Below are 13,428 nucleotides of genomic sequence, written 5' to 3'. Positions count from 1 at the left end.
CTGTATGGGGGCTGTTTCGGCTCAATTGAAACCGCCGCCGGGAGCGCCCACGCTGCAGGCCACCAAGGATATCGGGAGTGACAACAGAACGTGAGTGTGATCAGCTGCTGGTCGACAGGGTCCGGGCAGGTGAGAGGCAGGCATTCGATTTGCTGGTGTCGAAATACCAGCGGCGCTTGATGCGGCTGGTGTCGCGCATCGTGCATGATCCGGCGGAGGCCGAAGATGTGGTGCAGGAGACGTTCATCAAGGCCTACCGCGCGTTGCGGCATTTCCGCGGCGACTCGGCCTTCTACACCTGGCTGTACCGCATCGGCATCAACACGGCGAAGAACTTCCTCATCAACCAGGGCCGCCGCACGCCGACCTCGACCGACACGGACGCCGAGCAGGCCGAGGTGTTCGACGACGGCGACCACCTGCGCGATATCAACACACCGGAGTCGTTGCTGGCCAGCAAGCAGATCGCCCAGACGGTCAACGCCGCCATGGACGCCTTGCCGGTCGATCTGCGCACCGCCATCGCCTTGCGCGAGATCGAGGGTCTGAGCTACGAGGAGATCTCGGCGGTCATGGCCTGTCCGATCGGCACCGTGCGCAGCCGTATCTTCCGTGCGCGCGAGGTGATCGCGGAGAAATTGCGCCCCTTGTTGGATTTGCCGATTGACAAGCGCTGGTAAGGCGGCAATCATCAAACGGGGCACCCAGGCAGGGTGTGGCGCGGCGCGAACTGTTGGCATAGACCTGGTTGGAAACGTGATGGATACCCTGAAGAGTCTGCATGAAAACATCTCGGCGCTGGCCGACGGCGAGCTGCCCGATAGCGAACTGGAGCTGACGCTGGCCGCGCTGAACGACCCCGAGGCGCGCCTGGCCTGGCAGAGCTACCACCTGGTCGGCGACGTGCTGCGCGGTGCCGAGGCGCGGCCCGGCCTCGACTTCGCGGCGCGCGTGGCGCTCCGCTTGGCGGCCGAGGACGGCGCGGACGCGGCGGCGCAGGCCGCCCAGCCGGCAGCCGGGGGCGCGCACCAGCCGGCAGCGCCGGCGCAGGCGGCACAGCAGTCCCAAGTGCCGGTCCAGGCGGCCGACGCGGCGGCGCGCCAGACCGGCCCCGGCGGCGCCCTGGCCGCCCCCATTCTGCCCTGAGCCCGCTGTCAAGGCGCCGGCGGCTATAGCACCACCCAACGGCGGAGAGCCGGGGTCGGACCCCGCGGGGGGGGCGACCCCAGGTTTGCGCTCTTGGGTCTTGTTTGCCTAGCTGCACTCATCTTGCCCCCCCGCCGTGCCCTTGAAAAAGCTGCCAGATGCTATATCTTGCGCATGCGGCAAGGCGAAATTTCGCTTACCATGTGTCTCGCTCCCGGCGTACGCTTAGTCGCGTAGCGGCCGGGGCGCCCCGCGTTTCCCGAACTCCCAAAAAGAACGATACTTTCCATGAAAAATAACTTCTCTGCTGGTAGTAAAACCTTGTCGGCGCTGATGCTCAGCGCCGGAGTCCTGTTCGCGCCCGCCGTGCTCGGCCTGGCGCCCGCCGCCCAGGCCGCCGCCGTGGCCGGCCTGCCCGATTTCACCGAGCTGGTCGACAAGGTTGGCCCGGCCGTGGTCAACATCCGCACCACCGAGCGCCTCAAGCTGGGGCAGGGCGCTCAAGGCGGCCCGAGCGACGAGGAGATGCAGGAGTTCCTGCGCCGCTTCTTCGGCGGCGCCGTGCCGACGCCGAATCCGGGCGGCAAGGCGCCGCGCGGCCGCCGCCAGGCGCCGCAGGGGGAGGAGGTGCAGCGCGGCGTCGGCTCCGGCTTCATCATCTCGCCCGAGGGCTATGTGCTGACCAACGCCCACGTCGTCGACGGCGCCGACGAGGTCTACGTGACCCTGACCGACAAGCGCGAGTTCAAGGCCAAGGTGCTGGGCGCCGACGCGCGCACCGACGTGGCCCTGCTGAAGGTCGAGGGCGGCAAGCTGCCCAGCCTGACCATGGGCGATTCGAGCAAGATCCGCGTCGGCGAGTGGGTGATCGCCATCGGCTCGCCGTTCAACCTGGAGAACACCGTCACCGCCGGCATCATCTCGGCCAAGTCGCGCGACACCGGCGACTACCTGGCGCTGATCCAGAGCGACGTCGCGGTCAACCCGGGCAACTCGGGCGGCCCGCTGATCAATATGCGCGGCGAGGTGATCGGCATCAATTCGCAGATCGCCACCCTGTCCGGCGGCTACAACGGCATCTCCTTCGCCGTGCCGATCGACGAGGCGATGCGCGTCTCCGACCAGTTGAAGAAATCGGGCAAGGTCACGCGCGGGCGCATCGGCGTGCAGATCGGCGAGCTGAGCAAGGAAGTGGCCGAGTCGCTGGGGCTGAAGAGCGCGCAGGGCGCCGAGGTCTCGCTGGTCGAGCCGGGCGGCCCGGCCGACAAGGCCGGCATCCGCGCCGGCGACATCATCCTCAAGTTCAACGGCGTGCAGATCAACCGCTCGTCCGACCTGCCGCGCCTGGTCGGCGGCAGCGCGCTGGGCAGCCAGGCCACGGTGACCATCTGGCGCAAGGGTGCCCAACAGGAGCTCAGCGTTGCCATCGCCGAGCTGGAGGCCGACAAGAGCGCCAAGGCCAAGGCCGAGGCCGCCAAGCCGAAGGCCGAGCTGGCCGCCAACGCGCTGGGCCTGAAGGTCAGCGACCTGACGCCGGCGCAGAAGAAGGCGCTCGACCTGGACGGCGGCGCGGCGGTCGACGCGGCCGAGGGCGTGGCGGCGCGCGCCGGCCTGCACGCCGGCGACGTGATCCTGCAACTCAACAACGTCGAGATCAAGGACGCCAGGCAGTTCAACGCCGCCGTCGCCAAGCTCGATCCGAAGAAGGCCTCGGTGGTGCTGGTGCGGCGCGGCGACGTGACGCAGTTCGTCTCGCTGCGGCCGGCGGCCAAGTAGTCTGCCCAAGGCGCAAGTCGGAGGGGCGGACCCACGCCCCGCTGAGCGGCAAAAGCCGGCGGCGGGAATCCAGGGTCAGACCCTAGGGTCTGACCCTCGCCTTGGGCCGCCGCCTTGACCAATTTCCACCCTTACTCATTCGCATGCACTTCACCCTATACTCCCGCGGCTATTGCCACCTGTGTCAGGACATGCTGGACGCGCTGATGTTGCTGCACACGCCGCAGCGCCCGTTCAGCGTGGCCGTGGTCGACATCGACACGGCCGGCGACGCCGCCTTGCTGGCCCGTTTCGACGAGCTGGTGCCGGTCTTGTTCGCCGACCCGGCGCAGCCCGAGCTGTGCCACTATTTCCTCGACGAGGAAAAGGTGCGCGCCGCGTTGGCCTTGGAAAGTTGACTACTCAACAATTTCCGCCGCCGCCGACCCGCTTTTTTGCCTCAAAACATTGGTGAAAATGCATTTCCCGTCCCGCCGGGCGTCATAACACGGGCTTTCCACTCTGAAATCCGGTAAAATGCGGGGTTAGAAAAGCTAAGTTTCGCGTTTTAGTGATTGTATTCAAGGCGCTCGCCAGGGCATCACGCCCCGCTCGGAGCGCTTTTTTTGTATTGCGTGGGAAATTGCACGAGCACATCGGACGACCGTACGCGGCGGCCCGCGACTGTTTTCCCGCGTGAATCTTCTGCCCCGCAGTGTCGACTCAATTCGTTTTTATATTTGTTAATGAACAACATACGCAATTTTTCCATCATCGCCCACATCGACCACGGTAAATCGACCCTGGCGGACCGCATCATCCAATTGTGCGGCGGCCTGTCCGACCGCGAGATGGAGGCGCAGGTGCTCGATTCGATGGATCTGGAGCGCGAACGCGGCATCACCATCAAGGCGCAGACCGCCGCGCTGCACTACAAGGCGCGCGACGGCAAGGTCTACAACCTGAACCTGATCGACACGCCCGGCCACGTCGACTTCTCCTACGAGGTGAGCCGCTCGCTGTCGGCCTGCGAGGGCGCGCTGCTGGTGGTCGACGCCTCGCAGGGCGTGGAGGCGCAGACCGTGGCCAACTGCTACACCGCGCTCGACCTGGGTGTCGAGGTGGTGCCGGTCTTGAACAAGATCGACCTGCCCAACGCCGACCCGGCCAGCGCCATCGCCGAGATCGAGGACGTGATCGGCATCGACGCCACCGACGCCGTGCACTGCTCGGCCAAGACCGGCCTGGGCGTAGAGGACGTGCTCGAATCGATCATCGCCAAGGTGCCGCCACCGAAGGGCGACCCGACCGCGCCGCTGCAGGCGCTGATCGTCGACTCCTGGTTCGACAACTACGTCGGCGTGGTCATGCTGGTGCGCGTCATCAACGGCACGCTCAAGCCGAAGGACAAGATCCGCCTGATGGCCACCGACTCGGTGCAGCTGGTCGAGGACGTCGGCGTCTTCGCGCCGCGCTCGCTGTCGCTGCCCCAGTTGTCGGCCGGCCAGGTCGGCTTCATCATCGCCGGCATCAAGGAATTGAAGGCCGCCAAGGTGGGCGACACCGTCACCCTGGCCAACCGTCCGGCCGCCGAGCCGCTGCCCGGCTTCAAGGAGGTGCAGCCGCAGGTGTTCGCCGGCCTGTTCCCGGTCGAGGCCAACCAGTACGACGCGCTGCGCGACTCGCTGGAAAAACTCAAACTGAACGACGCCGCGCTGATGTACGAGCCGGAAGTGTCGCAGGCGCTGGGCTTCGGCTTCCGCTGCGGCTTCCTCGGCCTGCTGCACATGGAGATCGTGCAGGAGCGCCTGGAGCGCGAGTTCGACATGGACCTGATCACCACCGCGCCGACCGTGGTGTACGAGGTGGTACAGCGCGACGGCACCGTGCTCAACGTCGACAATCCTTCGCGCATGCCCGACCCGTCGCGCATCGAGGAGGTGCGCGAGCCCATCGTCACCGTCAACCTGTACATGCCGCAGGAGTACGTCGGCTCGGTGATCACGCTGTGCATCGCCAAGCGCGGCATCCAGATGGACATGAGCTACCACGGCCGCCAGGTCAAGCTGGTCTACGAGATGCCGATGGGCGAGATCGTCCTCGACTTCTTCGACAAGCTCAAGTCGACCTCGCGCGGCTACGCCTCGATGGACTACGAGTTCAAGGAATACCGCGCCGCCGACGTGGTCAAGGTCGACATGCTGATCAACAGCGAGAAGGTCGACGCGCTGGCCATCATCGTGCACCGCTCGAACAGCCAGTACCGTGGCCGCCAGGTGGCCGCCAAGATGCGCGAGCTGATCCCGCGGCAGATGTTCGACGTGGCCATCCAGGCCACCATCGGCTCGAACATCATCTCGCGCGAGAACGTCAAGGCGCTGCGCAAGAACGTGCTGGCGAAGTGCTACGGCGGCGACATCAGCCGTAAGAAGAAACTGTTGGAAAAGCAAAAAGCAGGTAAAAAACGCATGAAGCAAGTGGGCTCGGTGGAGATCCCGCAAGAGGCGTTCCTGGCAATCTTACAAGTGGACGATAAATGAGCCTGCAAGTCATCTTAGGAAACTTCGCCTTAATCCTGTTCGTGCTGATGGTCGTCACCGGCGCGATCTGGTTCCTCGACGTGTTCTACCTGGCCAAGCAGCGCCGCGCCACCGCCGACCGCGCGCTGGCCGAGTTCGACGCCCGCAACAACAAGCTGACCGCCGACGGCATCAAGATCGACCACAACAGCAGCCGTGGCGCGATCGAGGCGGCCTTGCTGCGCCAGCCGACCTGGATCGAGTACTCGGGTAGTTTCTTCCCGGTCATCGCCCTGGTGTTCTTCCTGCGCTCCTTCCTGTACGAGCCGTTCAAGATCCCGTCCTCGTCGATGGTGCCGACCCTGCTGGTGGGCGACCTCATCCTGGTCAACAAGTTCACCTACGGCATCCGTTTGCCGGTGATCAACAAGAAGATCATCGCCATCAACGACCCGCAGCGCGGCGACGTGATGGTCTTCAAGTATCCGAAGGACCTGAGCCAGGACTACATCAAACGGGTGGTCGGCGTGCCGGGTGATAAAATCACCTACGAGAACAAGCGGTTGACGGTGAACGGCAAGCCGGTCGAGTACACCGCGCTGGACGACTACCTGGACGACGAGCATCTGGTGTATAACAAGCAATACCGGGAAAACCTGTCCGGCGTGGCGCACAAGATCCTCAACAACGAGCAGGCGGCGTCGCTGAACCTGGGCGACGTCAAGACCTTCCCGCACAGCGAGAACTGCAGCTACAAGTACGAGGGCTTCACCTGTGTAGTGCCGGCAGGAAATTATTTCATGATGGGCGACAACCGCGACAACAGCGCCGACAGCCGCTACTGGGGCTTCGTGCCGGACCAGAACATCGTCGGCAAGGCCTTCTTTGTCTGGATGAACCTGGGCAACCTGCGACGCATCGGCGGCATACACTAAGACTGGCGAGGGGCTAAGATGGCGATGAAACGGCACTGCGGTATCAAGCAAGAGGGGATTTCCCTGGTTGGCCTGATCGTCGTGCTGGCCGTCGCCGGCTTCGTCGGCATCCTGGCGCTGAAGATCGTGCCGACGTATTCCGAGTACCGCGCCGTGCTCAACGCCATCAAGGCGGCCAAGGCCACCGGCGGCGGCGTGCGCGAGATCCAGAATTCCTTCGACGCCAACGCCACGGTCAACTACATCAGCTCGATCGGCGGCAAGGATCTGATCATCGGCAAGGAAAACGGCGAAATGGAAGTCAGTTTCGCCTACGAGAAGAAGATCCCGCTGGTCGGCCCGGCCAGCCTGTTGCTGGAATATGCCGGCAGCACCGCCAAGGGCGGCGCGCCGGCCGCCGCCAAACCCGAACAATAAACCACGAAACAACCAAACAACAATGAATCTTCAGTTATTGCAAACCCGTCTAGGCTATACGTTCCAGGATGCTGGCCTGTTGCAGCAGGCCTTGACGCACCGTAGCCATAGCAGTTTGCATAACGAGCGCCTGGAATTCCTCGGCGATTCGATTCTGAACTGCGTGGTCGCCTCCATCTTGTACGAGCGCTACCAGAGCATCGACGAGGGCGACCTGTCGCGCCTGCGCGCCAACCTGGTCAAGCAGCAGTCGCTGTACGAGATCGCGCAAAAGCTCGAGCTGTCGCAGTTTCTGCGGCTGGGCGAGGGCGAGCTCAAGTCGGGCGGCTTCCGCCGCCCGTCGATCCTGGCCGACACGCTCGAGGCGCTGCTCGGCGCGATCTTCCTCGATGCCGGCTTCAACGCCGCGCGCGACGTGATCCGCGCCTTCTACATCCCCATTCTCGACACGGTCGACCCGCAAACCCTGGGCAAGGACGCCAAGACCCTGCTGCAGGAATTCCTGCAAAGTAAGAAGATCTCGCTGCCGCTGTACAATGTGGTGGCGACCCACGGCGCCGCGCACAGCCAGGAGTTCGAAATCGAATGCCTGGTGCCCAAGCTGGGCGTGCAGGTCTACGGCCGGGGCGGCAGCCGCCGCGCCGGCGAGCAGGCCGCCGCCAAGCTGGCGCTGGGCATGGCCGAGCAGGCCATGCTGAAGACGCCGTCGGCCGGCCGCAAGGTCAAGCCCCGCGCGGCCCAGCTGAAACTGGCCGGCATCGCCACCGTCCAGGGCAGCGGCAACAACGCCGGCCACGGCGAGGCGGCCCAGCCCGGCGTCGCCGACGCCAAGCTGGCCCACAAGTGAATTACCGAGCAGCACCCCCGCACATACATTGAATCGACACTAGCATGACTACCGCAACCACCCCCGCCAACTTCCGCTGTGGCTATATCGCCATCGTCGGCCGCCCCAACGTGGGCAAATCGACCTTGATGAACACGCTGATCGGCGCCAAGGTGAGCATCACCTCGCGCAAGGCGCAGACCACGCGCCACCGCATCACCGGCATCCAGACGCTGGAGGACGCGCAGCTCATCTATGTCGACACGCCGGGTTTCCAGACGCGCCACGCCAACGCGCTCAACAAGACGCTCAACAAGACCGTCACCAACACCCTGATCTCGTCCGACCTGATCCTCTACGTGATCGAGGCGGGCACCTTCGGCCCGGCCGACCAGCAAGTGCTGGACCTGCTGCCGAAAGAGGTGCCGGTGGTGCTGGTGATCAACAAGTCGGACCGCGTCAAGGACAAGGCCGTGCTGCTGCCCTTCGCCCAGCAGGTCGCCGCCAAGTTCGACTTCGCCGCCATCGTGCCGGTGTCGGCCAAGCTGCGCTTCCAGTTGGACGGCCTGCAAAACGAGATCAAAAAATTCCTGCCGGAGAACAACCCGATCTTCGGCCCGGACGACATCACCGACCGCAGCGAGAAGTTCCTCGCCTCCGAGATCGTGCGCGAGAAGCTGTTCCGCTTCGTCGGCGACGAGTTGCCCTACACCAGCACCGTGCTGATCGAGAAGTTCGAGCAGGAGGGCGACCTTCGCCGCGTCTTCGCCGCCATCCTGGTCGAGCGCGACACGCACAAGTCTATGATCATCGGTAACAAGGGTGCGCGCCTGAAAGAGGTCTCGACCCAATCGCGGCTGGACATGGAACGCCTGTTCGGCGGCCCGGTGTACCTGGAGATCTGGGTCAAGGTCAAGTCCGGCTGGGCCGACAACGAAGCGGGTCTGCGCGCCTACGGCTACGAGTAAGCGGCAAGGACTCCACCACACGCATGTCCACCGCCACGCTAGCCGACGCCGCAGCAGCGCCCCAGGCCCCGCCTGAGGCCGACGGCGTGGCGCCGCGCGCGGCCGGGCAGGGCGCCGCCGCCAGCACACCGCCCAAGCGCAGCCGCGCGCCCTCGCGCGAGCGCACCTTCGGCACCAAGGTGGCCGGCCAGCCGGCCTTCGTGCTGCACAGCTATCCCTACAAAGAAACCAGCCTGATCATCGACATGTTCACGCGCGACTACGGCCGCGTGGCCTTGATCGCCAAGGGCGCCAAGCGGCCGCACTCGCAGCTGCGCGGCGTGCTGCAAACCTTCCAGCCGCTGTCGTCTAGCTGGAGCGGCAAGTCCGAGCTGCGCACCCTGACCGAGGCCGAGTGGGTGGGCGGCATGCTGCCGCTGGAGAAGACCGCGCTGCTGTGCGGCTTCTACCTGAACGAGCTGCTGGTCAAGCTGCTGGCGCGCGACGACGCCCACCCGGCCCTGTTCGACCACTACGTCGCCACGCTGAACCAGCTGGCCCACAACGAGCCGGCCACCATCGTGCTGCGCAAGTTCGAGCGCGCGCTGCTCAAGGAAACCGGCGTCGCCGCCGACCTGACGCGCTGCACCGCCAGCCGCGAGCGGGTGCGCGCCGACCTGGTCTACGTGGTCGACCCCGAGCGCGGCGCCCGGCCCGAGCGGGCCACCGACAGTTGGCCGCGCGTCTCCGGCAAGACCCTGCTCGACATGGAGAACGAGGACTACCAGGACGCCGCCACCCAGGCGCAGAGCAAGCAGCTGATGCGCTTCCTGCTGGCCCACCACCTGGGCGGCGCGCCGCTCAACACGCGGCAGATCCTGCTCGACCTGATGCAGCTGTAGCCACCACACCACCACCACCACCGACTTCACACGGACACACCATGAGCTTCCTGCAGCCATCCGGCCCGGTCATCGACCTGGGCGTCAACATCGACCACGTGGCCACCTTGCGCAACGCGCGCGGCACCGCCTACCCCGACCCGATCCGCGCCGCGCTGCTGGCCGAGCAGGCCGGCGCCGACGGCATCACGCTGCACCTGCGCGAGGACCGCCGCCACATCAAGGACGCCGACGTCATCGCCCTGGCGCCGCAGCTGCTGACGCGGATGAACCTGGAGGCCGCCGTGACCCAGGAGATGATCGACTTCGCCTGCCGCATCAAGCCGGTCGACGTCTGCCTGGTGCCGGAGAAGCGCACCGAGGTGACCACCGAGGGCGGCCTCGACGTGGTCGGCAACTTCAAGGCGGTGCAGGCGGCGGTGCGCCAGCTGCAGGCCGAGGGCATCCGCGTCAGCCTGTTCATCGACGCCGACGAAGAGCAGATCGCCGCCACCGCCGAGATCGGCGCGCCGGTGATCGAGCTGCACACCGGCCGCTACGCCGACACCGAGGGCGCCGCCCAGGCCGCCGAGCTGGAGCGCATCAAGGCCGGCGTGCTGTACGGCGTCGGGCGCGGGCTGAAGGTCAACGCCGGCCACGGCCTGCACTACACCAATGTGCAGGCGATCGCCGCGATTCCCGATATCGCCGAGCTGAACATCGGCCACGCCATCGTCGCCCACGCCGTCTTCGTCGGCTGGGAGAACGCGGTGCGCGAGATGAAGGCGATCATGGTCGCCACCCGCCTGGGCGCGCGATGATCTACGGCATCGGCACCGACATCTGCCAGATCCCGCGCGTGGCCGCCGCGCTGGAGCGGCACGGCGAGCGCTTCGCCCGCAAGATCCTCGGCCCGCAGGAGATGGAGAAGTACCTGGCGCGCAGCGCGCGCAACCCGGTGCGCGGCCTGCGCTTCCTGGCCACCCGCTTCGCCGCCAAGGAGGCCTTCTCCAAGGCCATCGGCCTGGGCCTGCACATGCCGATGACCTGGCCGGCGGCGCAGATGCTCAACGAGCCCAGCGGCAAGCCGGTGATCGTCTGCAGCGGCGTGCTGCAGGAGTTCATGCTGGCCAAGCGCCTGTCGGCCCAGGTGACCATCAGCGACGAGGCCGAATACGCCGTCGCCTTCGTCATCGTCGAGCAGGCCGCCGAATCGGCCTCCGACCCGGCCGACTGATTTCCGCAGCAAGCACACAGATACTGGTAACAGCAATGACCGAAGCCGAAACGACCCTGCCGGACCCGCGCGCGCAAGTGCTGGAGACGGTGGCCAAGCTGCCCAACCTGCCGGGCGTGTACCGCTACTTCGACGCCGCCGACGCCGTGCTCTACGTCGGCAAGGCGCGCGACCTGAAGAAGCGCGTGTCGAGCTACTTCCAGAAGAACCTGGCCAGCCCGCGCATCGCCATGATGGTCGAGCGCATCGCCCGACTCGAGACCACGGTGACGCACAGCGAGGCCGAGGCGCTGATCCTGGAAAACAACCTGATCAAGACGCTGCAGCCGCGCTTCAACATCCTGTTCCGCGACGACAAATCCTACCCCTACCTGAAGATCACCGGCGGCGAGTCGCCGCGCATGGTCTACTACCGCGGCGCGGTCGACAAGAAGAACCAGTACTTCGGCCCCTTTCCCAGCTCTTGGGCGGTGAAGGAGTCGATGCAGATCCTGCAGAAGGTGTTCTTGATCCGCACCTGCGAGGACAGCGTCTACGCCAACCGCACGCGGCCCTGCCTGCTGCACCAGATCGGCCGCTGCAGCGCGCCCTGCGTCAAGCTGATCGCACCGGAGGACTACAAGCTCGACGTCGAGAACGCCGCCCGCTTCCTGCGCGGCCGGCAGAGCGAGGTGATGGCCGACCTGGAGAAGAAGATGCACGCCTATGCCGGCGAGCTCAAGTTCGAGCAGGCGGCGGCGGTGCGCAACCAGATCTCCTCGCTGTCGCGCGTGCTGCACCAGCAGAGCATGGAGACCGGCGGCGACGCCGACGTCGACATCATCGCCGTGCTGGTGCAGGGCGGGCGCGCCTGCGTCAACCTGGCGATGGTGCGCGGCGGCCGCCACCTGGGCGACCGCGCCTACTTCCCCAGCCAGTTGAACGACGCCGCCGCCATCGCCGAGCAGGCCATCGAGGTCGAGGTGCTGAGCGCCTTCCTGGTGCAGCACTACACCGAGAAATTCATCCCCGGCACGCTGATCCTCAACATCGAATTCGACCAGCCGGCGCTGATGCTGGCCCTGCAGGAGCAGTGCGGCCACCGCATCAACCTGATCTTCCAGCCGCAGGACGCGCGCCGCAAATGGCTGGAGCTGGCGCAGAAGGGCGCCGAGATCTCGCTGGCGCGCCTGTTGTCGGAGCAGGGCTCGCAGCAGTCGCGCACGCGCGCGCTGGTCGAGGCGCTGGGCCTGGAGAGCGAGGATATCGAGGCGCTGCGCGTCGAATGCTTCGACATCAGCCACACCATGGGCGAGGCGACCCAGGCCTCCTGCGTGGTGTTCCACCACCACCAGATGCAGAACGGTGAGTACCGCCGCTACAACATCAACGACATCACCCCCGGCGACGACTACGCGGCGATGCGCCAGGTGCTGATGCGGCGCTACGAGAAGGTGGCCAACGGCGACGGCGTGATGCCCGACGTGGTGCTGATCGACGGCGGCAAGGGCCAGATCGAAATGGCGCGCCAGGTGTTCGCCGAGCTCGGCCTGGACATCAGCCTGATCGTCGGCGTGGCCAAGGGCGAGGGCCGCCGCGTCGGCCTGGAGACGCTGCTGTTCGTCGACGGTAGGCCGGCGCAGGAGCTGGGCAAGGAGTCGGCCGCGCTGATGCTGGTGGCGCAGATCCGCGACGAGGCGCACCGCTTCGCCATCACCGGCATGCGCGCCAAGCGCGCCAAGACGCGGCAGACCTCGCGCCTGGAGGAGATCGAGGGCATCGGCGCCAAGCGGCGGCAAAAGCTGCTGGCCCGCTTCGGCGGCCTGCGCGGCGTGGTCGACGCCAGCGTGCAGGACCTGATGTCGGTCGAGGGCATCTCCAACGCCCTGGCCGAAGAAATATATAAACAATTACACTAGAACAGGCCGTTGTAACTGAGCGTGCTGGTTTAATGTGCGGCGGCAAGGTAGACTAGCGGCGCATTGTTACAACTTTTTTACAGCCGTTCCTTTACTCGAGCCTATGCCCTTCAATATTCCGATCCTGTTGACCTGGTTGCGCGTGGCGCTGATTCCGCTGGTGGTGGGCGTGTACTATCTGCCCACGCCGTGGCTGCCGGTGGCGGACCGCAACATGGCCGCCACGCTGGTGTTCATCGTCGCCGCCATCACCGACTGGTTCGACGGCTTTTTGGCGCGGCGTTGGGACCAAACCTCGGCCTTCGGCGCCTTCCTCGACCCGGTGGCCGACAAGCTGATGGTGGCCGGCGCCTTGCTGGTGCTGGTGCAGCTGGACCGCGTCAACGCCATCCTGGCCTTCATCATCATCGGCCGCGAAATCGCCATCTCGGCGCTGCGCGAGTGGATGGCGCAGATCGGCGCCTCCAAATCGGTGGCGGTGAGCTCGCTGGGCAAGATCAAGACGGCGGCGCAGATGACCGCCATCCCGCTGCTGCTGTTCCACGACATTTTGCTGGGCGCCGTCGACACGCAAGTGTGGGGCGAACGCCTGTTGCTGATCGCCTGCGTGTTGACCGTTTGGTCGATGTGCTACTACCTGAAGTTGGCCTGGCCGCTGATCAAGGAAAAGGCCGGCAGCCTGGATTGAGCGGGCAGGGCGGGTTGATTTGGCGAAATGTTTCAGTTAACCCTAGTCCGGCCCTTGACACCCCTTCGGGTTCCTCTATAATGCTGGCCTGTTGTTGACGATGCGGGAGTAGCTCAGTTGGTAGAGCGCAACCTTGCCAAGGTTGAGGTCGAGAGTTCGAGCCTCTTCTCCCGCTCCAG

Annotated in this window: 14 protein-coding genes and 1 tRNA gene; all 15 read left to right on the top strand. The window is 65.6% G+C overall.

Annotated elements, in window-relative coordinates:
- Positions 1-77 precede the first annotated feature (77 nt).
- The 15 genes from rpoE to BM252_RS09940 all read left to right on the top strand — a co-directional run bounded on the left by rpoE (position 78) and on the right by BM252_RS09940 (position 13,427).
- On the top strand, positions 78-680 hold the full coding sequence (rpoE, locus tag BM252_RS10010; protein ID WP_093387009.1) for an RNA polymerase sigma factor RpoE: 603 nt from the start codon (positions 78-80) through the stop codon (positions 678-680).
- Positions 681-759: 79 nt separating this feature from the next.
- Complete coding sequence (locus tag BM252_RS10005; protein WP_093387007.1) at positions 760-1,146, top strand: sigma-E factor negative regulatory protein; 387 nt, start codon at positions 760-762, stop codon at positions 1,144-1,146.
- A 288-nt stretch (positions 1,147-1,434) separates the two neighbouring features.
- Positions 1,435-2,922, top strand: a complete 1,488-nt coding sequence (locus BM252_RS10000) for a DegQ family serine endoprotease (protein ID WP_093387004.1) — start codon at positions 1,435-1,437, stop codon at positions 2,920-2,922.
- 143 nt (positions 2,923-3,065) lie between these two features.
- A complete protein-coding gene (locus BM252_RS09995; RefSeq protein WP_093387002.1) occupies positions 3,066-3,320 on the top strand; it encodes a glutaredoxin family protein in 255 nt (84 codons plus the stop codon).
- 327 nt (positions 3,321-3,647) lie between these two features.
- Positions 3,648-5,441 (top strand): translation elongation factor 4, encoded by a 1,794-nt coding sequence (gene lepA / locus BM252_RS09990; RefSeq protein ID WP_093386999.1) that lies wholly within the window; start codon positions 3,648-3,650, stop codon positions 5,439-5,441.
- Entirely contained in the window at positions 5,438-6,355 is a 918-nt protein-coding gene (lepB, locus tag BM252_RS09985) for a signal peptidase I (RefSeq protein WP_093386997.1), read from the top strand. The genes lepA and lepB overlap by 4 nt, the downstream gene beginning before the upstream one ends.
- A gap of 18 nt (positions 6,356-6,373) precedes the next feature.
- On the top strand, positions 6,374-6,772 hold the full coding sequence (locus tag BM252_RS09980; protein ID WP_245774179.1) for a DUF4845 domain-containing protein: 399 nt from the start codon (positions 6,374-6,376) through the stop codon (positions 6,770-6,772).
- Between the two features lie 22 nt (positions 6,773-6,794).
- On the top strand, positions 6,795-7,619 hold the full coding sequence (gene rnc / locus BM252_RS09975; protein WP_093386994.1) for a ribonuclease III: 825 nt from the start codon (positions 6,795-6,797) through the stop codon (positions 7,617-7,619).
- A gap of 44 nt (positions 7,620-7,663) precedes the next feature.
- Entirely contained in the window at positions 7,664-8,566 is a 903-nt protein-coding gene (gene era, locus BM252_RS09970; RefSeq protein WP_093386992.1) for a GTPase Era, read from the top strand.
- Positions 8,567-8,589: 23 nt separating this feature from the next.
- A complete protein-coding gene (recO, locus tag BM252_RS09965) occupies positions 8,590-9,447 on the top strand; it encodes a DNA repair protein RecO (RefSeq protein ID WP_093386990.1) in 858 nt (285 codons plus the stop codon).
- A 41-nt stretch (positions 9,448-9,488) separates the two neighbouring features.
- Complete coding sequence (gene pdxJ, locus BM252_RS09960) at positions 9,489-10,247, top strand: pyridoxine 5'-phosphate synthase (RefSeq protein WP_093386987.1); 759 nt, start codon at positions 9,489-9,491, stop codon at positions 10,245-10,247.
- The gene (gene acpS, locus BM252_RS09955; RefSeq protein WP_093386985.1) at positions 10,244-10,663 is read left to right on the top strand and encodes a holo-ACP synthase; all 420 of its coding nucleotides are present in this window, start codon (positions 10,244-10,246) and stop codon (positions 10,661-10,663) included. Before pdxJ ends, acpS begins: the two co-directional genes overlap by 4 nt.
- Positions 10,664-10,698: 35 nt before the next feature.
- On the top strand, positions 10,699-12,561 hold the full coding sequence (gene uvrC / locus BM252_RS09950; protein WP_093386982.1) for an excinuclease ABC subunit UvrC: 1,863 nt from the start codon (positions 10,699-10,701) through the stop codon (positions 12,559-12,561).
- Positions 12,562-12,664: 103 nt separating this feature from the next.
- Entirely contained in the window at positions 12,665-13,249 is a 585-nt protein-coding gene (gene pgsA / locus BM252_RS09945; RefSeq protein WP_093386980.1) for a CDP-diacylglycerol--glycerol-3-phosphate 3-phosphatidyltransferase, read from the top strand.
- 102 nt (positions 13,250-13,351) lie between these two features.
- Positions 13,352-13,427 (top strand) — tRNA-Gly (locus tag BM252_RS09940).
- Position 13,428 lies beyond the last annotated feature (1 nt).

Source organism: Rugamonas rubra, assembly GCF_900114705.1.
Taxonomy (GTDB): domain Bacteria; phylum Pseudomonadota; class Gammaproteobacteria; order Burkholderiales; family Burkholderiaceae_D; genus Rugamonas; species Rugamonas rubra.
The sequence above is the reverse complement of the archived record's forward strand: the minus strand, read 5'-3'. Positions and strand labels throughout refer to the sequence as shown.